Below are 18,607 nucleotides of genomic sequence, written 5' to 3'. Positions count from 1 at the left end.
CCGCTCCCGGCTCAGGTCGGCGCGAGACCGCCGGCCATCCGCTCGCGGACGGCCTCCAGCGCCTCGAAGGCGTACGCCCAGTTGTGGCACTTGAAGCTGCGCAGACCGTCGATCGCTGTGTGACAGTCGGAGCAGCGCACCCCGGCGATGGCGTCCGGGATCTCGGTGTTGACGTACTTGCGCTCGCCCAGGATGACCGTGGCGATCATGGCCTTGTCGTGCAGGCCGGAGAGCGCCGACGAGACGATGTCGTACCAGGTGACCCGCCGGCGGCACTTCGGGCAGTCGGGTTCGTCGCCGCTGACCCAGAGCGGGGCGCCGATGCTGCGTGCCGGCATGCCGAGCAGCTTCTCCAGCCGCCGGACGTCCGACTCGGGGGTGGTCCAGCGGTGTCGGCCGGGCAGTGATGCGGGCGAGTCGTACACGGCGCGGAACAGGTCGTGGTCGACCTGGACGGTCTCGCGCTGAGCGGTCATCGGCGTCCCTCCTCGTTGAGTCGGTGCCCCCACCGTGGTCAGCGGTGACCATGGGTGCAGCCGGATCAACGACACGAGGGGTCGGTGGGTAGTCGCCCCGAGGTGGCTGACCCCCTTTCGCCTCCGGTGGCCGGCCTCGGGTGGTACGACGGACGCAGGGCGTGCGCCAGCGGGAGGAGCGCCGATGGCGAGCAGACCCGAACGGCTGTTGCGGGGCGGTGACTCTCCGCTGAGCGCCTCGTTCCTGGAGCTGTTCTTCGACCTGGCGTTCGTGCTCGCCCTCAGCCAGCTGGCCGCCCACCTGCTGCACGACCTCAGCCTGGCTGGCGCGCTGCACACCGCGGTGCTGTTGACCGGCGTCTGGTGGATCTGGGTGACCACCACCTGGTTCGCCGACTGGTACGACCCGGAGAGCCCGGCGGTGCGCTGGCTGCTGGTCGGTGCCGCGCTGGGCAGCCTGTTGGCCGGGGTGGCGATCCCGCAGGCGTTGGACGGGCGGGGCCTGCTCTTCGCCGGCGCGTACGTCTCGGTGCACATCGCCCGGGGTGTGTTCACAGTCCTCGCGTTGCGCGGTCACCCACGGCAGAGCCGGGCGCTGCGCATCCTCTGCTGGTTCAGCGTCTCGGCCGTACCGTGGTTGGCCGGTGGGTTTCTGCCGGAGTGGCGCGTGCCGCTGTGGCTGCTCGCCCTCGCCATCGACCTCACCGGCCCACGACTCGGCTGGCCCACTCCACTGATGGGCCGGACCGGGCCACAGGAGCTGCATCTCGCCGGTGAGCACTTCGCCGAGCGGTACCAACAAATCATGATCATCGCGCTCGGCGAGCTGGTCCTGGTCGCCGGCCTCTCGTACGCCGAAAGCGACCTCGCCCTCCCGCAGACCGCCGCGTTCCTGTTGGTCTTCGCCATCGCGGTGCTGATTGGTCTGCTCTACGTCACGCCCGCCGGTCAGCGCCTGGGCCCGGCCATCGAACACGCCGACCCGTCCCGGCTCGGGGTCGTCACCGGATACCTGCACCTGCTGATGATCGCCGGGCTGGTGGTCACCGCCGTCGGCGCAGAGCTGAGCATCGCCCACCCGCTGCGGACCGGTGGCACGACCGAGGCCCTGGTCATTCTGAGCGGCCCGGCGCTGTTCCTCATCGGGCGGATCCTCTTCTCGGCGGCGATCCACCGGCGACTCTCCTGGCCCCGGGTCGCCGCCCTGTTCGTGCTGGGCGGTGCGGCGGCCCTCGTGCGGCTGCCGCTGTTGGCGGTCAGCGCGGTCGTCACAGTGGTGGTGTTCGTGGTGGTCGTCCTGGACCACGCCGGCATCCGGTCCTACCGCCACCGGTCTGGTGCGTAGTCAAGAAGCCTGACTAAAGTCAGGTGTATGGACTCGGCTCTCATCGCCGCCGTGCGGCGGTTCAACCGGACTGTCACCCAACGGGTGGGTGCGCTCGACGACGAGTACATGGCCCAGGGGCGTCCCCTGGGGCAGGCTCGGCTGCTCTGGGAGATCGGCCCCGCCGGTGCCGAGGTCGCCGCGCTACGGGCCCGGCTCGGCCTGGACTCCGGATACCTCAGCCGGCTTCTGCGCACTCTGGAGAACGACGACCTCATCACCGTCGGACCGGTTGGCCAGGCCGGCGGCGACGGCCGGGTACGCGTCGCCACGCTCACCGACGCCGGCCGGACCCAGTGGGCCGACCTCGACCAGCGGTCGGACGATCTCGCCGCCTCGATCCTCGAACCGCTCACCGAACACCGCCGCGAACGACTCGTCACCGCCATGGCCGAGGTCGAACGGCTCCTCATCGGCTCGATGGTCGTCATCGAGCCGTGCCCGCCGAGCGACCCGCGAGCCCGCGCCTGTCTGCGGGCCTACGCCCGGGACATCGCGCGACGATTCGACGACGGGTTCGACCCCGCACTGAGCAAACCGGTCCCTGACGAAGCGCTCGTCCCGCCCAACGGGGTGCTCCTGCTTGCCACCCTCAACAGCGAACCGATCGGCTGCGGCGCTGTCAAACTCCACTCCGACGCGCCCGCCGAGGTCAAACGCGTGTGGGTGGCCGACACCGTACGCGGGCTCGGCGTCGGGCGGCGACTGCTGGGTGAGCTGGAACGGTACGCCGCCGAGCACGGCGCGACAGCGGTCCGGCTGGACACCAACCGCAACCTCACCGAGGCGATCGCCCTGTACCGGGCGACCGGTTACCGGGAGATCGAGGCGTACAACACCGAGCACTACGCCCACCACTGGTTCGAGAAGCGGTTGGGGCGTTGACGGTCCCAACCGTCCGGTGATGGGCCGTCGCGTTCGTGGCGGCTACAGCCGCTCGAAGCTCTCCATGCCGGCGAGTTTCAGCACCTCGGTCCGGGTCGCCGGGCATTCCTTGCGGGTCTGGTCGTCGATCTCACGGCCGTTGGGCACGGGGCCCTGCTTCTCGTACCAGGAATAGAGGTTCACGGTGAGGTTGGCCATCGCACCCGTCTCGGACCCGATCCCCTTGAGCGTCGGCACCTGGCCTTTCAGGTAGGCGCACACTTCCTTCGCCGACAGCTGGGAGCCGTCGGCCGGAGCGGAACCGGCCGCGCTTGTCGATCCTGTCGTGTCCGGCGCCGCAGCGGGCTCGGGCGCGTCGGCCTCGGTGCACGCCGTCAGGGCGAGCACGAGGCAGAGGGCTGGTGCGAGCGGTCGGAACGTACTCATTGGATGTTGTCCTCACGGGTTTCGTGGTGGGTAGGGGTTCCGGCGGCGTTCGCGGCGACGAGCCAGAGGCCGGTGGGCAGCCGGTAGCCGACGCCGGGCTCACGGAACCGGTCGAGCAGCCGGGCGACCCCCGCCCGGGCCGAAGCCTGACCAGCCGGCGGAGCCGCCCGGTACGCGGCACCGGCCGGGCCGACCTCGATAAGCCATTCGGCCACCGCGTCGGCGTCGTCCGGAGCCTCCAGGGCGACATCGCACTGTGTGATCGTGACGGCGGTGAAGCCGGCGTTGGTGAGGGTCCGAACGAGCCGCGCCGGGTCGGCGAACGCGAACGGACCGGGCTCGTCACCGACCGGGAGCGGTGGTAACGGTCCGAGATGCGGTGCGGCGCCGAGCATCGCCGCGGACAGCCACGGGTTGACGCCGCTGTCGCGGAAGACGGTCGCGGCGAGGCGCCCACCCGGGCGCAGTGACCGTCGGATCGTGCGGCAGCCGGCGACCGGGTCCGCCAACAGCATCACTGTCATTCGTGAGAACGCCGCGTCGAACGGGGCGCCCGGCACGACATCGAGGGTCTCGATGTCGGCCACGTGGAACTGGATGCCCGGGTACCCGTCGGTGGGGAACCGGCGTCGAGCGGAGGTCACCATCGCCTCGTCGAGGTCGACACCGATCGCCGCGCCGGTCTCGCCGACCGCAGCGGCGATCTCGGCAGTGGTGCCGCCGCAGCCGCAGCCCACATCGAGGATTCGCTCGGCGGGTCGTGCGGCCAGTCGACCCATGGCCACCGCGCCCAGCGGTCGACCGGTCTCGTCCTGCCGATCGGCGTGGCGAATCCAGCCAGCTGCCGCTCCCGCCCAGAAAGCGGCGCTGCGGGCCCGCAGGCTGGCGGCGTCGGCCATCAGAACGGCATCTCGGTGCCGTCGACGCTCGTCGAGCGGAAGTGAGCCGCCTTCGCCGGGTCGAAGCCGTCCTCCTGCGCCGCCAAGCCAGCCGCTCGGACCAGCCGCTCGGACTGGAACCTGCGGAATGCCGCTTCGTCCTGCCAGATGTTGATGATCCGCCAGCCGTCCTCGGTCGGCCCGGCGACATGGGCGAGGAGGCCCGGCGGTCGATCCGGCCCGAGGTGTCGTTCCACCTGCCGGTATTCCGCCTCGCTGACGCCGGGCATCTCCTGGAGCACACCGAACGGCATAGCCGTCACCTCTCGATAGAGTGAACCTCTATCGAATAGAGCACTACACTCGACGGGTGGTTGTCAAGAGACGTTATGACTCTTCCCGCCGGCAGGAGCAGGCCCGACAGACCCGACGAGCAATCCTCGAAGCGGCTGGCCGGCTGTTCGTCGACCCGGGCTACGCGGCCACACCGCTGACCGCTGTCGCCGTGGAAGCCGGCGTCGCGGTCCAGACCCTGTACGCGGTGTTCGGCAGCAAGCGGCAACTGCTCTCCCAGTTGGTCGACGTCACCCTGGCCGGCGACGACGAACCGGTGGCCCTGCCGGACCGGCCCTTCGTCGCCGAGATCCGCGCACTCACCGACCCCCGGGCCAAGCTCGTCCGCTACGCCCGCCACCTGGCCGAGGTCAACGCCCGGCAGGCCCAGGTGATGCTCGCGTTGGCCGGCGCGGCCACGGCCGATCCGGACGCCGCCGAGATCTGGCGCAAGAACGTCGACGACCGCCGCCGCGGCATGGCCATGTTCGCCGCCGAACTCGTCGGCACGGGAGGCGTCCGCCCCGACCTGGGCGTCGATCAGGTGGCCGACATCCTCTGGTTGGCCCAGGACGTCCGCAACTTCGACTGGCTCGTCCGGCAACGCGGCTGGGCGATCGAGCAGTACCAGCGGTGGTATGTGGACACCGTCAGCGGCGCGATCATCGCCAGCGCCGACTTATGATCTTGTGGCCCGGGGCCTCGCCGGGCAGGCTGATGGACGTCACCGCTGAACAGCATCCGGCGGCCTGAACGAGGAGATCGTCGTGCGCAAGCTCGTGTATTACATCGCCACCACAGTGGACGGCTTCATCGCCGGTCCCGACGGCGCCGACCCGACCGGCCCCGACGGGTTCTGGCCGGTTCCGGAGGACTACCTGCACCACCTCGTCAGCGAATATCCGGAGACCCTCCCCGGTCCGGCCCGGCAGGCGTTCGGCATCACCGACCAGGGCAGCCGGTTCGACACTGTGCTGGAAGGGCGCCACTCCTACGAGGTGGGCCTGAAGGCCGGCGTGACCGACGCGTACCCCCACCTGCGCCACCTGGTGTTCTCCCGCACGCTGGGCAGCAGCCCGGACCCGGCCGTCGAGGTCATGGCCCAAGACCCCATTGCCACGGTACGAGAGCTGAAGCGCCACGACGGCAAGGACGTCTGGGTGATCGGCGGCGGCGCCCTGGCGGGAGCCCTGTACCCCGAGATCGATCAGCTGATCGTCAAGCTCGCTCCGCTGACCATCGGCGCTGGCATCCCGCTGTTCGGCAGTGACGCCGTCTTCGCCCCCCGCACCTGGCGTTTGACCGACCACACCGTCCTGGACAGTGGCGCTCTCTTCCTCACCTACACGCGCACAGAGACCGGAAACGGGTCCGCATGAGCACGTCCCGTGACGACATCGTGCTGGGCCGCTGGTGCCCGATCGGCACCAGCGGCCCGTTCGCCACGAACTGCGTCCGGCGTCGACGTGCGATCAGCCCTTCACCGCGCCCGCAGTGAGCCCTTCGGTCAGGAAGCGCTGCCCGAGGGCGTACATGATCACCACGGGGATGCTGACCAGCAGCGACGCCGCGGCGAGTTGTCCTTGCGGCACGACGTCTCCGGCGATCATCGACTGCATTCCGACCGGGAGCGTCTTGTACTCGTCCTTCGTGATGAACACGAAAGCGAAGAGGAACTCGTTCCAGGCGTTGGTCAGGGTGAAGAGCGCGACCGCCAGCAGCCCTGGCTTGGCGAGGGGCAGCACCACCTTGCCGAACGCCTGGATGCGGCTGCAGCCGTCGACCAACGCGGCCTCCTCCAGCTCGATGGGGATCGACGAGAAGTACCCGACCAGCAGCCAGGTGGCGAACGGCAGCGTGAAGGTCGGATACGTCACCACCAGAGACCACAACGAGTCGGTGAGCCGGGCGCCGATGAGCATCTGGTACAGCGGGATGAACAGCAGCGCGCCCGGCATCACGTAGGTGAGCAGCACCGTGACGGTGAAGCCCTGCGCCCCGCGGAACCGCAGCCGGGCCAGCGCGTAGCCCGCCAGGGCCGCGCAGACCAGGGCCACCGCCGTGGACGCCGCGGACACCAGCAGGGTGTTGAGGTACCAACGGCCGAACGGCTGGTTGTCGAACAGGGCGCCGAACTGCTCCAGGGTCCACGGCGTCGGCCACAGGTCGTCGGTGCGCATGACGACCTGGCCCTCGGACTTGAAGGCCGTGACGGCGATCCAGTACAGCGGGCCCAGCACGAAGAGGAGCAACCCGGCCAGCGCGACCCAGGACCCCAGGCCCGACACCAGGGACCCCGACCGGCGGCCGCCTCGTGACTGGAGGGTCGAGACCACCCGGCCGACTCCGGCCGCGATCAGCAGAATCACCCCGAGGACCACCGCCGCCTTCCAGAAGATGTGCGGCGACGCCCAGGCCAGCAGACCGGTGACCAGCGCGGCGATGACCCAGGGCAGCGCCTTCCGGGCCGTCGGGGCCCACAGCGGCGTGCCGATCCACCGCGCTGCCCGACGTCGGCGGGGCAGTTTGATGTTGGTGTCCTGGCGCAACAAGCGGACCAGGACGAACACCAGCCCGCCGATGATCGGCAGCATGACGAGCGTGACCGCCGCGCCTGCGCCGTACTGCAGTTGCAGGATCGCCTTCGAGTAGGCGATGAGCACGTACGGCGCTGTCACGTCGCCCGGGCCACCCTGCGTCAGCAACCAGACCAGGTCGAAGTTGTTGAACGTCCAGATCGACGACAGGGTCACCGTCACGGTGATGACGTGGCGCAGTCCGGGCAGCGTCACGCTTCTGAACCGCTGCCACGCCGAGGCACCGTCGATGGTCGCCGCCTCGTAGAGGTCCGCCGGGATGGCCTTCAGCCCCGCGAGGAAACAGACGGTGAAGAACGGCACCCCCTTCCAGACGTTGACGAGGATCACCGACGGCATGGCCAGTGACGGGTCGGACAGCCAGCCTGCGGGCCAGCTGTCGACCAGGTGAGCACTGGCCAGCAGCGGCCCGATCCCGCTGGCGGTGAGCAGCGTGTTGACGCTGCCGAAGATCGGGTCGAGCAGCGCGCGCCAGCTGAACGCCGTCACCACCGTCGGCACCACCCACGGCACCAGGAGCAACCCGGCCAGCACGGCCCGCCCGCGTCGCCGGTGGTGCAGCAGCAGGGCGGCGGCCAACCCCAGCACGACCTTGAAAACCTCGGCGTACGCGGTGAAGACGAACGAGTTCACCACGCCCGTGTGGAACTGGTCGTCGCCGACGAGCGAGAGGTAGTTGTCCAGGCCGACGAACACGGTGTCCTGCCCGTGCCGTTCGGTGGTGCTGGTGATGATCGACCGGGCGATCGGCACGAGGACGAGCCCGCCGACCAGCACGGCCATCGGCGCCAGGAACAGTGCCGCCAGCCGCCAGTCACGACCCAGCCGCCGCTGGACCGCCGTGAGAGAGCCGGGTCCCGACGGCGCGGATTTCCTCGCCGTCGGGACCCGCGCGGGGCGGACAGACCTCACTGCGGCAGCCCCTGCTGGTTGAAGATCTGCACCATCTTCGCGTGGGCGGCCGTCACGGCCTGCGCCGGCGCCGTGCCCTGGACGACCTGCTGCATCATGTCGGTGAGGACGTAGGCCGAACCCACCGCCTGCTGGCCCGCGCTGGCCTTCTGCGGGAAGGCGAGGCCGTTCTTCGTGTTCAGCGGCAGCTTCAATTCGGTGATTCTGCGCAGCATGGGGAACGCCGGGTCGCCGCTGGTGAAGAACGGGTCGGCGTCCCAGACCTTCTCCCAGGCGGGCATCACCAGGCCGGGTGCCTCCTTCGCCACCCCGAGCAGCGCGGGCGCGCTGACCAGGTACTGCGCCAGGAGCTTGGCGAGCGCCGGGTTCTTGGCGCCCTTGAAGATGACGAAGCCCTGCGACTGGCCGAGCAGCAGCGGATTGTCGGTCGCCGGCCCGATGCAGTCGGAGAACACATGGGTGTTCGCGTGCACCGGGTTCTTCTTGGTCCTGGAGTCCGCGTAGACGCTGAACTGGTTGCGGGTGTAGCCGAGGATCCCGGCGAGCCAGTTCTCGTTGTTGCTGGTGTCGGTCCAGCTCGCGATCCCCGGTGGCAACATCGGCTTGTACTTCTGATTGGTGTAGATGTCGCCCAGGAAGGACACCGCCTGCACCGTCTCGGGGGTGTTGAACGTGACCTTCCGGCCGTCGTTGGAGGCGATCGACCCGCCGTAGGCGTTGATCAGCGCCTCGATCATGCCGTTGCCGTCACCGGACCGGTTCACCGTCATGCCCCAGCCGAACCGGCGCTTGGTCGGATCGGAGATCTCCAGGCAGAGGTCCCGCAGCTCCTCCCAGCTGTAGATGTCCTTGGGGGTGATGCCCTTGTCCTGCATCCAGTCCTTGCGCAGGAACGACCCGATCCCGATGAAGTGGTACGGGATCGCGAACCACTTGCCGTCGAAGACGCAGAAGTTCTTCGCCTCGGCGCAGGGCTCGCCGTACTTGGCGGTCAGCGCCGTGACGACATCCGTCACGTCCTCCAGGTCGCCCAGCGCCTGGAACTGCGCCACGAACCGCGAGTCGGTCATGAACGCCAGGTCACGGGCCACCCCGCCCTTGACCTCGGCGTCGATCTTGGCCACCACGTCACCGGCGTCGGCCTGGACCAGACTGTTCTCGATCTTCGTCCCGGTGGTGTCGGCGAACTTCTTGATCGAGCTGTCGAGGGCTTCGTTCGCCGCCGTCGAATAGAGCTTCTGCGACAGCATCCCCATCGAGGAGCCCTTCATCGCCGCAGCGGCGTCGATCAGCTCCTGCGGAACCTCCGGCTGCACCTTGCTGGGTGATTCGGAGGTGTCACCGCACGCGGCCAGACCAGCCGCGCCGAGCACCCCCACCCCCGCTCCCAGAAAGCCACGCCGTGACCACACCGACTTGTCCATCATGGACATACGTCTCCTCTTTCTCCCGCGCACGGCTGCACGCCGAAGGCATAGCTGGCGAACACCGCGATGGTTGTGTTGCAGTTGGTTTCTGCCGGCGACCACCGAGGGGCGCCCGTCGAGATCAGTTCGTTCGTGGCTTCCTGCGGTGGTAAGCGGGCCCGCCCGTCACCGTGGGACGTCCGCTCACGCGCGCTTCGTCGGAGCCACCACCCGAGACATGTCGGGTGGCGCTCTCCGGGTAGCGCGACAAGGTTGAGGCGATCGGCGACCGGGCCGAGGTAGTAGCGCTGACGTTCCAGTTCGGTCGGGTCACCTGACCACCGCCGTTCGAGATTTCGAACTAGGTTCGATATACCGTATCGAGTGGTCGCGACGCTAAGGCAGTGCGATGAGCAATGTCAATGTTTCGATGTTGTTTCGAACCGAAAGCGGGAGGTTGCCTACCGAGGTTGCGCCCGGTAGCCCATGCGAGCCGACAACACAGCCGCGCCCTCGCGAACCAGCCCGGTCCACTCCACCTGCACCTGAGGCGTCCAGCGAATGATCGGCGCAGACAGACTCATTCCAGCGATGATGGCGCCGGTATGGTCCCGGATCCCTGCAGCGACACAGCGCATCGCGGTGTCCGACTCGCCGATGTCGACCGCGACACCCTCCGCGCGGACACGGTTCAGATGATCACGAAGAAGATCCGGATCGGTGATGCTGTCCGGCGTCATGCCCGGCAGGGGGTCCTTGAGCAGGACGACGTCCAGGTCCGCCTGGTCGAGAGCCGACAGCAGTACCTTGCCGACGGCCGTGCAGTGCGCGGGCAGCCGCAGTCCGACCCCGGAAACCATCCGAACGGGGTGGGTGCTGTCGAACTTGACGAGATAGATGACATCGGCGCCGTCGAGCACAGCCACATGGACCGCCTCGTCACACGCGGCCGCCACGTCCCGCGCGACGCCCTGCGCCTCGCGTACCAGATCAAGCCGGCCCGCGAACGCCGCGCCCAGCTGGAACAGCGGCATGCCGAGCCGATACTGCACCGGCTGGCCCGGTACGGAGATCAGGTACGAGCGAGCCTCAAGCGTCACGAGCAACTCGTGGACAGTCGTGCGGGGCAGGTCGAGCCGCTCCATCACCTGGCGGGCCGACAGTTGGGGGCAGTCCAGGAACAGTTCGAGGACGTCGAGCGCGCGGATGACCGCCGGTACCACACGGGGCATGTCGAAAGTCCCTTCGCAGCGCCGGACCCGTGTCAATGATCTCCACACGGGCCAGCACCTGAAGAGGATATCTACGTCAGCCTCCGGCGCCAGGTCCCGGACACCGCCGCACCCGGGCGATCAGGGCCGCGCGCCGGCTGCCCTCCGAGGCGTTCAGGATCCGGTCGTCTGGTACCTGTGCAGAGCGGCTTCGGCAACCTGAGTGAGGTATCTGCCGCCGCCGGGCTTGTTGCCCTCCGCCTGGACGACCACCAGAGTGGTCCCGATCCGGACGAGCATGGTGTCCCATTCCAGCGTGCCAAGGTCCGACGTCGTGGTGTGGCTGACGTGAACACTGTCATCGCCCAACTGCGGCCCTGGCGCTACCGCGAAGCGATAACTGCCGCCGACGCCCTGGCCGGACGGCGCAAGGGTCGGGCAACGGTCGATGAGCGCTCGCAGGTCCGTCATCGCTCGCCGTGCACCGTCATCGGTGTAGGTCCTGAGGACCTCGGTCCCCACCCACAAGTCATCGGGACCCGCGTCGTAGCTGAGGGTCGCCGCGGCTATCGCTGACGGCGTGCCGGTCAGCCGGCGGGCCGACAGCAGCGGCATCATGCTGTGCGAACAGGATGCGTCGACGTCTGCACGCCGATCTCCAGCATCCTGCGCCATGCTGGTCGCGATCTCCACAGTGAAGCCGGGCGGTAGTGACTCCGTGGCCACCAAGCGTGCCGACAGCGTCGCGGAGTACCCGGGCCCGCCGGTCGCCGGAACTGCTGGCTTCGTGGCTGTGGCCGAGCCCGTCGCCTGCTTCGTTCCGCCCGCGTCCGCTGTTGAGGTCGTCGGAGAACCGCAGGCGGTCACCAGGCAGAGGGCCGCCACCGCAACCGACCTGTGCAGCACCATCCTGAGCACCGGGCATACTCCGCTCTCGCCGAGAGGCGCAGGCTACCAGTGGGCGAGCTCAGCCGACGGCCAGCAAGGCGACCCCCGGCCGGGCTGCTGACCTGTGTGTGAGTGGGCCGCCAGGGACTCGAACCCTGAACCTATGGATTGCCGGCGAGGCGGCCTCCTGCGGTGTGGTTCGAGGTCACCCGGGCTGCTGGCGTGCTTCTCGGCTGGGTTCGGCTCGCACGGTTGCTGTACTTCGCTGCTAGCTTGACGGATTGCGCTCCGTGACCATTACCGGCGGAGAACACCGCGTCCGTCGCACGTTGGACAGAATCAGACCGACCAGGCGCGGATGACGTCGTCGGGCCCCCAGACAAGGTCCACGGCCCCGTCCGGGAGGTCAGCTCCGGAGCGGCTGACGACGACCAGGCCGCTGGTGCCGGGCTGAAAACCCGGGATTAGCGGGGCGTGACGCCGAAGTTCGTCGAGGTGGTGCCGGTCGAACGGGCCGTCCTGCCACTTGATGGAGCCAGCGAACGTGATGCGGGAGGCGATCGGGGCGCGGTCGGCTCCGACAAGATCGATCTCTGGGTTGGATTGCCGGTTCCACCAACCACCGACTTCCCACGTGTCAGTCCAGGGCAGACCTCCGGCACCGGCGGAGATGGCGAGCGCATGGCGGATGATCGGCTCGACGGCGTTACCCCGCCAACTCGACCACCGACTATCGAGGATGGCGCGAGCGGCCGCTGACCGATCGCGCAGAACCAGTTGATGCACATCGCGCAAGATGGCCAGATACAGGCGCAGATTACTGTCAGCGATCCGGTACTGAGCCAGTTTGCTGGGCTTGGTGGACAGCGGCTTGTCGACAGCGAGGATCTGTTTCTCCTCGACGAGCCGGTGAAGCAGCGGGGACAGCGTGCCGGAACTGACCGGGCCGCCGCGGTCCCCGGCGGCAGCAGCGATGTTGCTGAACGTGCGGCTACCCGCTCCACCGACAGCTTCCAAGATGCGGCGGGCAGTGTCGGGGGCGGGAAACTCCGATGCCAGGGACTGCTCGGGGACGGTGAACAACGCCGAAGTCTTGTTGGAGATCTCCTGACTCAGGAACTCGACCGGGGGCGTTCCCGGGGACCACTCCAGAGCGATACCCGGCAATCCACCGGTGATCAGGTGTGCATCGATCGCGTCCGCGCCGCTCAACCCGGTCACGGCGGCGGTTTCGGCAAGATTGAACGGGCCGAGGACCATGTTCGTGGCCCTGCCGTAGAAGGGTCGGTCGTACTCGGTGAACCGCTGCATCATGTGCAGATCACTGCCGAGCAGCAGCATCAGCACTGGCCTGCTGGAGATGAGCCGATCCCAGGCGACCTGCAGGTGTCCGTCGAACGTCGGGTCCTGCTCAGAGATCCACGGCAGTTCGTCGAGGACGACCACGCTCGGCGTGTCGGGCAAGACACCTGCCAACACCCGCAGCATGTCTCCCCAGGCACCGGCCGGCGGCTGGGACGGCAGAAGATCACGACCGCCAGCGGTAAGCAGTGACGAGTCGCGCAAGGCCCCGAGAAAGTAGCTGACCGCTTCGATGCTCGACGCGCCCTTGACCGCGGTGTAGAAGCAGTAGGGCAGATCGACCCGGTCGCACAACTCCTGCACCAGCCGCGACTTGCCCACCTGCCGCCGGCCGCGGATAGCGACAGAGCGACCCCCGCCAGTGCGCTTCACATGATCAAGTTGTTTGGTGAGCAGGTCCAGTTCCGTGCGCCGGCCGATGAACATCGACCCTCCCGAAGCTAGATCGGATCTTACTTCGGACCAGTCTACCTAAATTCGGGGTCGCTACTGATGTACGTCGCAGCGACTCAAGCGCCACGCCATCGGCCGGTGTCCGCTACCGCACGGACGAACTGCTTCACGCTCGACAGGGTCGCCACCGGGCTGACCCTGGACACCAATGGACGAGCCGGGAGTAGGTCGACAAGATGAGCCGGCTCCCTGGCGGTCGCTCCCCATCGCTCGCGGGCGGCACGCCGAAGCTCCGGATGGCGATCGTTTCCTGCCGCAGAGGGACAGTCGAGGGAATGCGTGGGCCGCCAGGGACTCGAACCCTGAACCTATGGATTAAAAGTCCACAGCTCTGCCATTGAGCTAGCGGCCCGCGCGCTCAGGTTACCCGACCGTCTGCGCCCCGGCTGATGTCCGCCCCCGGTCCAGAGGAGCGATGCTGATCTACACCCACGGCGGACTTCGCACCGCTTTGTCACCGGTACAGCTTCATCACCCCTCGACGGTGAACCGACGAAGGGTCCCAGCCGCGCACATGCGGCTCGGACCCCTTCCGCAGTCAGTCCGACGGATGCTGCTGGCCGGGCTCGAACTCGTCAGAGCGCCAGCGGTTGGCTGGTCACAGGAACTCGCTGCGGTAGGTCGAGGCCAGCTCGGCACCGCGGCGGCGGCGTTCGGCGAGTTCGTCAGGTGAAAGCTGCGGCGGCGGTGCGTCCTTGCCCGCGACGACGTCGCCGATGCGAGCGAAGTATTCGTCCTGCCCGGCCGGGGTGCACATACAGAGCATGTGGGCCGGCGCACCGGAGGTGTTGCGGAAGTTGTGCGGCGCGTTGGCCGGGATGTTGATCGTGGAGCTGGCCCGCACGACGTGCTTCTCGCCGCGGAAGGTGAACTCGATCTCGCCCTCAAGGATCGTGAACATCTCCTCGAAGTCGTGCCGGTGCGGCGGCGGCCCGCCGCCGTCGGGGACGCGCATGTCGATCAGGCAGTACGCGCCGTTGGTCTGCTCGCCCGTGATCAACATGCCGTAGGTGTTGCCCACCAGGGAGATGTAGGTCGTGGCGGGATCGTCGGGGTCCGCCACGGTGAGCGAGCGAGTGGGATCGTCGTCGGGAATCATCGGATTCGTCTCCTGGGGTGTGCTGTCGGTTGGTTCGATGGGCCGGGCGACGGCGGGTCTCCGAAGGCAACTCGACGGGGCCGCTCGGTCTGATCCTCGTGGAGAGCACCTCCACCTCGCGTGCTTTCCGGTGGCTGGCCGGGACTGCTACTGCTGCGGCTCCTGCGCCTCGGCCACCTGCACGTTCAGCACCACTTTGTCACCGGTATAGCTTCATCACCGTTATATTGAGGCCATGGCCACACCCACGCCGCTGCGGGAACCCACCTTCCTGATCCTCACCGCGCTCGCGCGGGAGCCCATGCACGGCTACGGCATCATCAGCGACGTCGCGGCCCTCTCCGGTGGGCGGTTGGCGCTGCGGCCCGGGACCCTCTACGGCGCCCTCGACCGCCTCACCGACGAGAGGTTGGTGGAGCGGGACCACGAGGAGGTCGTCGAGGGGCGGCTTCGCCGCTACTACCGGCTCACCGAAGCGGGTCGGTCCGTGCTCACCGCCGAGACCGAACGACTGCGCCGCAACGTCGAGGCCGCCAGCGAGCGGCTGCGGGCTCGGCCCGCGGGCACCAGCACCGCCGGTGGCTTCGCACGCGGCCCTCTCAACCTCCCCGGTACGGCCGCTCACCCCATCCTTCGACCGACCGGAGGTCTGGCATGAATCAGCCCCACCCCGTGCAGGAGCAGGTCGGGTCACCGCTGGAGTCCCGTTACCGGCGGCTGCTGTGGGCCTACCCGGGTGACTACCAGGCTGAGCGGGGCGACGAGATCGTCGGGACGTACCTCGACACCGTCGAACCGGGCCGGCGCTGGCCCTCACCACATGACGCCGTCGATCTGCTTGGGGCCGGGCTTCGGGAGCGACTGCGGGGGTACGGCGCGCTCGGGCTGGTCGCGGCTCTCCCGCTGGCCGCGACTGCCGCGCTGAACACCCTGGTCGCTGTCGCCGCCTTCTTCCTCCTGCAGGTCGAGGTCGAAGACCCCCGCTTCGCCCGGCTGGATTCGGTTGGTCCGTTTCAGACGCTCGGCGTCGTGATCTGGCTGGGCTGGCTGGTCGTCGGCCTCACCGCCGCTGTGCTGCCCGGGGCCTGGGCCCGTTCTGTCGCGGCCGGAGCTGTCCTGTTGACCGTCGCCGTGCCGCCCGTGGCCGCTCTCACCGGACAGCCTGGGCCGCCACTGTTCGTGCTGATCCCCGCTGTCGCGCTGGGCCTGGCCACGCTCGCGCTGCCCTCCCATCCCGGCTGGGTCGCGCGTAGCCTGCCGCCGCTCACGGCCGGTTGTGTGACGGCCGCATCCGTGGCGTTGAACGCCGCCGAGAGCGGCGGGGGCATGTTCACCTCGTACGGCTCGACTCCCGAGCTGTTGGCGATGGCCGGTGGGCTGATGTTCGCGCTGGTCCTGTTCGTCGGGCTCGGCCGCGCCCTGCGAGCCGACGACGCCGGCCTCTGGGCGGCACTGCTGCTCGCCACCCCGGCCGGTCTGTTCGGCGCCAACCAGCTCAGCCAAGGGCTCTGGGGCGGACCGACCCTGGCTGCCTTCGCCGTCACCACCGGGTCGATCCTTCTCGTGGGCGCGGCGCTGCTGACAGTTGTCCTCGCCGGTCGGGCCACACGACATCGGACCGTCCGGCGTAGTGCATTCGACAGCACCTGCCCGACCTGCGGACATCGGCCGGAGGTCGCAGCGGAGGCGTGACCCTCCCGCAGCCCTCGGCTACCTCCGATGCCCGAGCGGTGTCAACGGCCTCGACCCTCGGTCTTGATCGACTCGGGATTCAGGAAGTCGGGCGGTCCTGGCTGCTCGGATACCGCGACTTTCAGGAAGTCGAGTGGATCAAGCCGCCGGGGCCGCGTTGCAGGCCGCAGGCACTGCGCTGCGCTGGTGGGTGGTTGAGCTGCTGCTGGGCGGGTACGGGGTCGGGCATGCGGATCGTGGTGGTGGGGGCGAGCGGCAACGTCGGTACGGCGCTGCTGCGGCGGCTGCGCCGGGAGCGGGGCGTCGAACTGGCCGGGGTCGTTCGACGGTTGCCCGGTCCGGATGCTGGCGAGCCGTACGACCAGGTGGAGTGGCACTCCTGCGACATCGGCGCGCCGGGCGCGGCCGGGCAGCTCGCCGAGGTGTTCGCGGGTGCGGACGCGGTGGTGCACCTGGCCTGGCAGATCCAGCCCAGTCACGACCAGCGGGTGCTGCGCCGGACCAACGTCGAGGGCAGCCGGGCGGTGATCGACGCGGTGGTCCGGGCCGGCGTGCCGGCTCTGGTGTACGCCTCGTCGGTCGGCACCTACGCGCCCGGCCCGAAGGACCACCCGATCAGCGAGCGGTGGCCGGCCACCGGTGTGCCCGGTTCGTCGTACAGCGAGCACAAGGCTGAGGTGGAGGCGCTGCTGAACGGGGTCGAGCAGGATCATCCGACGCTGCGGGTGGTACGGATGCGACCCGGGTTGATCTTCCAGCGGGCCGCCGGTGCGGAGATCACGCGTTACTTCCTGGGCCCGCTGGCGCCGGTGCGGCTGCTGCGCTTCGGCCGGATCCCGCTGGTGCCGACGAACCGCCGGTTGCGGATGCAGGCGGTGCACGCCGATGACGTGGCTGATGCGTACACCCGGGCGGTGTTGGGTGATGCGCGCGGCGCCTTCAATGTCGCCGCGGACCCGGTGCTCACTCCGGAGCTGGTGGCCCGGCACTTCCATGGTTGGACGGTGCCGGTCGCCGCGCCGGTGCTGCGCGCGGCGGCGGCGCTGACCTGGCGGGCGCGGCTGCAACCGGTCGACGCGGGCTGGGTGGAGCTGGGTCTGAACGCCCCGCTGATGTCCAGCGAGCGCGCGGAGACCGAGCTGGGCTGGCACCCCAAGATCAGTGCGCTGACGGCGCTCCGGGAACTCTTCGCCGGGATGGCCGACGGCGACCACACGACAAGCCCACCGATGTCCGGTGCACGGGACCTGCCCGGCCGCCCGGCCGCCCTTCTCCACGCCCGCCCCCCGGGCGAGGGAAACCCCTACTGAGGTACGCGGCCTCAGCTCAGTTTTGAGCCCGTCACCGTGGGGTTGCGGGCGCCCAGGAAGAAGATGCCGGGGAAGCCGCGGGTCTCGAACTTGCCGCTGGGGTTGCGGCGCAGGGTCGAGTTTTCGATCTTCATCGTGCCGGTGCGGTTGTTGCTCACGAAGAAGACCGCGCCGCCGCCCTCGTTGGCAGTGTTGTTCTCGATGATCGTGCCGGCGATCCGTACGGTGAACTCGTTGCCGTCGCAGTAGATCGCGCCGCCGCTGCCGCCGCCGGGCGTGCCGGACTTGGCCGGGTTGGCACCACTGCCGATCGCCTCGTTGTCCCGGAGCAGGCTGTTCAGCACCACCCAGGACACGCCGATGCTGCTCAGCGCCCCTCCGTTGGAGCAGGAACCGCCGTCGAAGGTGCTGCTCACCACGTACACCGGCTTGTTCTCGTACTGGCTCAGCACCCGGATGGCCGCGCCACCCAGGTCGGGGCCGGTGCGGTCGCAGCGGTTGCGGACGAAGCGCGAGTTGACCACCTTCAACCGCCCGCCGCGTACGAAGATCGCCCCACCGCCGCCGCCCTCGGCCTTCTCGCCTGTGGAGTTGCCGTCGGCGAAGGTGAGGTTCTGCACGGTGAGCTGCGGGTGATCCTGGTTCTGACAGTGCGAGGTGGTGAAGCCCTGGGCCTCGTCGCAGGTGTTCTGGTAGAGGATGCGGCGCTGCCCCTGGCCGCTCAACGTCACAGTGCCGCCGCCGTCCAGCACGACCTTCGGCCCGTTCGCGTTACGGACCTTCGCGGTGGCGGCCATCTTGATCGTCACCGGGGCCGGTCCACAGTTGAACGTGATGACGCCGCCGGCCGCGACGGCCTTCACGACCGCCGCGGAGGTGCAGCTCGCCGGGGTGCCGGTGCCGATGGTCCGGGTCGGCTTCGAGGTGTCCACCGCCCGCGCCTCGGCCGGCACTGTGGCCTTGCCGTTCGGGTTGCCGGCCGCGAGCACCTTCGTGGCGGGCTTCGGGCTCGCGCTGGCACCCGGGCCGCCGAGGCCGTCCCGGGCCCCCGGCGCCTCACCCTGACCGCCGGTCGGCAGGGCCGTCGGCGAGGCGGACGAGCCGGCCTCGAAGGTGGGGGCCGGGTCATTGGGCGCGCAGGCGGGCAGGGTCGCGGTGGCGACACCGAGGACGAGGAGAGCGGCAAGCGACGTCATGCGCACCCCCTGATGCTAGGAGCCACGACGGCGTCGCGACGAATCCGCCGAGCCGGTTTAATGCGCAGCTAAGCCACCTCGGGCGGGCGGCAAACCGCG

At 69.1% G+C, this 18,607-nt stretch carries 18 protein-coding genes and 1 tRNA gene; 7 read left to right on the top strand and 12 right to left on the bottom strand.

Going from position 1 to position 18,607, the window contains the following annotated elements:
• Positions 1-11: 11 nt before the first annotated feature.
• Complete coding sequence (locus IW248_RS24055) at positions 12-476, bottom strand: DUF8243 domain-containing protein (RefSeq protein ID WP_124821741.1); 465 nt, start codon at positions 474-476, stop codon at positions 12-14.
• A gap of 184 nt (positions 477-660) precedes the next feature.
• On the opposite strand from IW248_RS24055, the gene IW248_RS24050 reads away from it, so the two are divergent.
• Together IW248_RS24050 and IW248_RS24045 are read left to right on the top strand one after the other, a co-directional pair.
• Positions 661-1,821: a low temperature requirement protein A gene (locus IW248_RS24050; RefSeq protein ID WP_196928783.1), complete on the top strand. Its 1,161-nt coding sequence runs from the start codon at positions 661-663 to the stop codon at positions 1,819-1,821.
• A 27-nt stretch (positions 1,822-1,848) separates the two neighbouring features.
• On the top strand, positions 1,849-2,745 hold the full coding sequence (locus IW248_RS24045; protein ID WP_196928782.1) for a helix-turn-helix domain-containing GNAT family N-acetyltransferase: 897 nt from the start codon (positions 1,849-1,851) through the stop codon (positions 2,743-2,745).
• Between the two features lie 42 nt (positions 2,746-2,787).
• Here IW248_RS24045 and IW248_RS24040 read toward each other — a convergent pair whose 3' ends face one another.
• From IW248_RS24040 to IW248_RS24030, 3 genes are read right to left on the bottom strand one after another with little or no spacing between them, the layout of a single operon-like run.
• A complete protein-coding gene (locus IW248_RS24040; protein ID WP_196928781.1) occupies positions 2,788-3,171 on the bottom strand; it encodes a hypothetical protein in 384 nt (127 codons plus the stop codon).
• Positions 3,168-4,070: a class I SAM-dependent methyltransferase gene (locus IW248_RS24035; protein WP_196928780.1), complete on the bottom strand. Its 903-nt coding sequence runs from the start codon at positions 4,068-4,070 to the stop codon at positions 3,168-3,170. The genes IW248_RS24040 and IW248_RS24035 overlap by 4 nt, the downstream gene beginning before the upstream one ends.
• Positions 4,070-4,363, bottom strand: coding sequence for a hypothetical protein (locus IW248_RS24030; RefSeq protein ID WP_196928779.1), 294 nt, complete (start codon positions 4,361-4,363; stop codon positions 4,070-4,072). The genes IW248_RS24035 and IW248_RS24030 overlap by 1 nt, the downstream gene beginning before the upstream one ends.
• Before the next feature lie 56 nt (positions 4,364-4,419).
• Between IW248_RS24030 and IW248_RS24025 the strand changes: the two genes are divergently transcribed.
• Together IW248_RS24025 and IW248_RS24020 are read left to right on the top strand one after the other, a co-directional pair.
• Positions 4,420-5,067 carry a TetR/AcrR family transcriptional regulator gene (locus IW248_RS24025; RefSeq protein WP_307788182.1) on the top strand — a complete coding sequence of 216 codons (648 nt, stop codon included), beginning with the start codon at positions 4,420-4,422 and terminating at the stop codon, positions 5,065-5,067.
• 82 nt (positions 5,068-5,149) lie between these two features.
• Entirely contained in the window at positions 5,150-5,761 is a 612-nt protein-coding gene (locus tag IW248_RS24020; protein ID WP_196928778.1) for a dihydrofolate reductase family protein, read from the top strand.
• Between the two features lie 93 nt (positions 5,762-5,854).
• Here IW248_RS24020 and IW248_RS24015 read toward each other — a convergent pair whose 3' ends face one another.
• From IW248_RS24015 to IW248_RS23985, 7 genes are all read right to left on the bottom strand, one after another.
• Positions 5,855-7,891 (bottom strand): ABC transporter permease, encoded by a 2,037-nt coding sequence (locus tag IW248_RS24015; protein ID WP_196928777.1) that lies wholly within the window; start codon positions 7,889-7,891, stop codon positions 5,855-5,857.
• Positions 7,888-9,324 (bottom strand): extracellular solute-binding protein, encoded by a 1,437-nt coding sequence (locus IW248_RS24010; RefSeq protein WP_231396419.1) that lies wholly within the window; start codon positions 9,322-9,324, stop codon positions 7,888-7,890. The genes IW248_RS24015 and IW248_RS24010 overlap by 4 nt, the downstream gene beginning before the upstream one ends.
• Positions 9,325-9,758: 434 nt before the next feature.
• On the bottom strand, positions 9,759-10,565 hold the full coding sequence (locus IW248_RS24005) for an IclR family transcriptional regulator (protein WP_231396418.1): 807 nt from the start codon (positions 10,563-10,565) through the stop codon (positions 9,759-9,761).
• A gap of 117 nt (positions 10,566-10,682) precedes the next feature.
• Entirely contained in the window at positions 10,683-11,201 is a 519-nt protein-coding gene (locus tag IW248_RS24000) for a hypothetical protein (protein ID WP_196928776.1), read from the bottom strand.
• A gap of 534 nt (positions 11,202-11,735) precedes the next feature.
• Positions 11,736-13,184, bottom strand: coding sequence for an ATP-binding protein (locus IW248_RS23995; RefSeq protein ID WP_196928775.1), 1,449 nt, complete (start codon positions 13,182-13,184; stop codon positions 11,736-11,738).
• A gap of 307 nt (positions 13,185-13,491) precedes the next feature.
• Positions 13,492-13,563 (bottom strand) — tRNA-Lys (locus tag IW248_RS23990).
• Positions 13,564-13,809: 246 nt separating this feature from the next.
• Positions 13,810-14,310 (bottom strand): cupin domain-containing protein, encoded by a 501-nt coding sequence (locus tag IW248_RS23985; RefSeq protein WP_196928774.1) that lies wholly within the window; start codon positions 14,308-14,310, stop codon positions 13,810-13,812.
• Between the two features lie 235 nt (positions 14,311-14,545).
• Between IW248_RS23985 and IW248_RS23980 the strand changes: the two genes are divergently transcribed.
• The 3 genes from IW248_RS23980 (at position 14,546) to IW248_RS23970 (ending at position 17,312) form a co-directional block, all read left to right on the top strand.
• Entirely contained in the window at positions 14,546-14,968 is a 423-nt protein-coding gene (locus tag IW248_RS23980) for a PadR family transcriptional regulator (protein ID WP_196928773.1), read from the top strand.
• The gene (locus tag IW248_RS23975; RefSeq protein ID WP_196928772.1) at positions 14,965-16,002 is read left to right on the top strand and encodes a GlsB/YeaQ/YmgE family stress response membrane protein; all 1,038 of its coding nucleotides are present in this window, start codon (positions 14,965-14,967) and stop codon (positions 16,000-16,002) included. The genes IW248_RS23980 and IW248_RS23975 overlap by 4 nt, the downstream gene beginning before the upstream one ends.
• Before the next feature lie 227 nt (positions 16,003-16,229).
• Positions 16,230-17,312, top strand: a complete 1,083-nt coding sequence (locus tag IW248_RS23970) for an NAD-dependent epimerase/dehydratase family protein (RefSeq protein WP_196928771.1) — start codon at positions 16,230-16,232, stop codon at positions 17,310-17,312.
• An 11-nt stretch (positions 17,313-17,323) separates the two neighbouring features.
• On the opposite strand, the gene IW248_RS23965 is transcribed toward IW248_RS23970, so the two are convergent.
• Entirely contained in the window at positions 17,324-18,508 is a 1,185-nt protein-coding gene (locus IW248_RS23965; RefSeq protein WP_196930340.1) for a hypothetical protein, read from the bottom strand.
• Positions 18,509-18,607 lie beyond the last annotated feature (99 nt).

It is taken from the genome of Micromonospora ureilytica, from assembly GCF_015751765.1.
Taxonomy (GTDB): Bacteria; Actinomycetota; Actinomycetes; order Mycobacteriales; family Micromonosporaceae; genus Micromonospora; species Micromonospora ureilytica.
The sequence above is the reverse complement of the archived record's forward strand: the minus strand, read 5'-3'. Positions and strand labels throughout refer to the sequence as shown.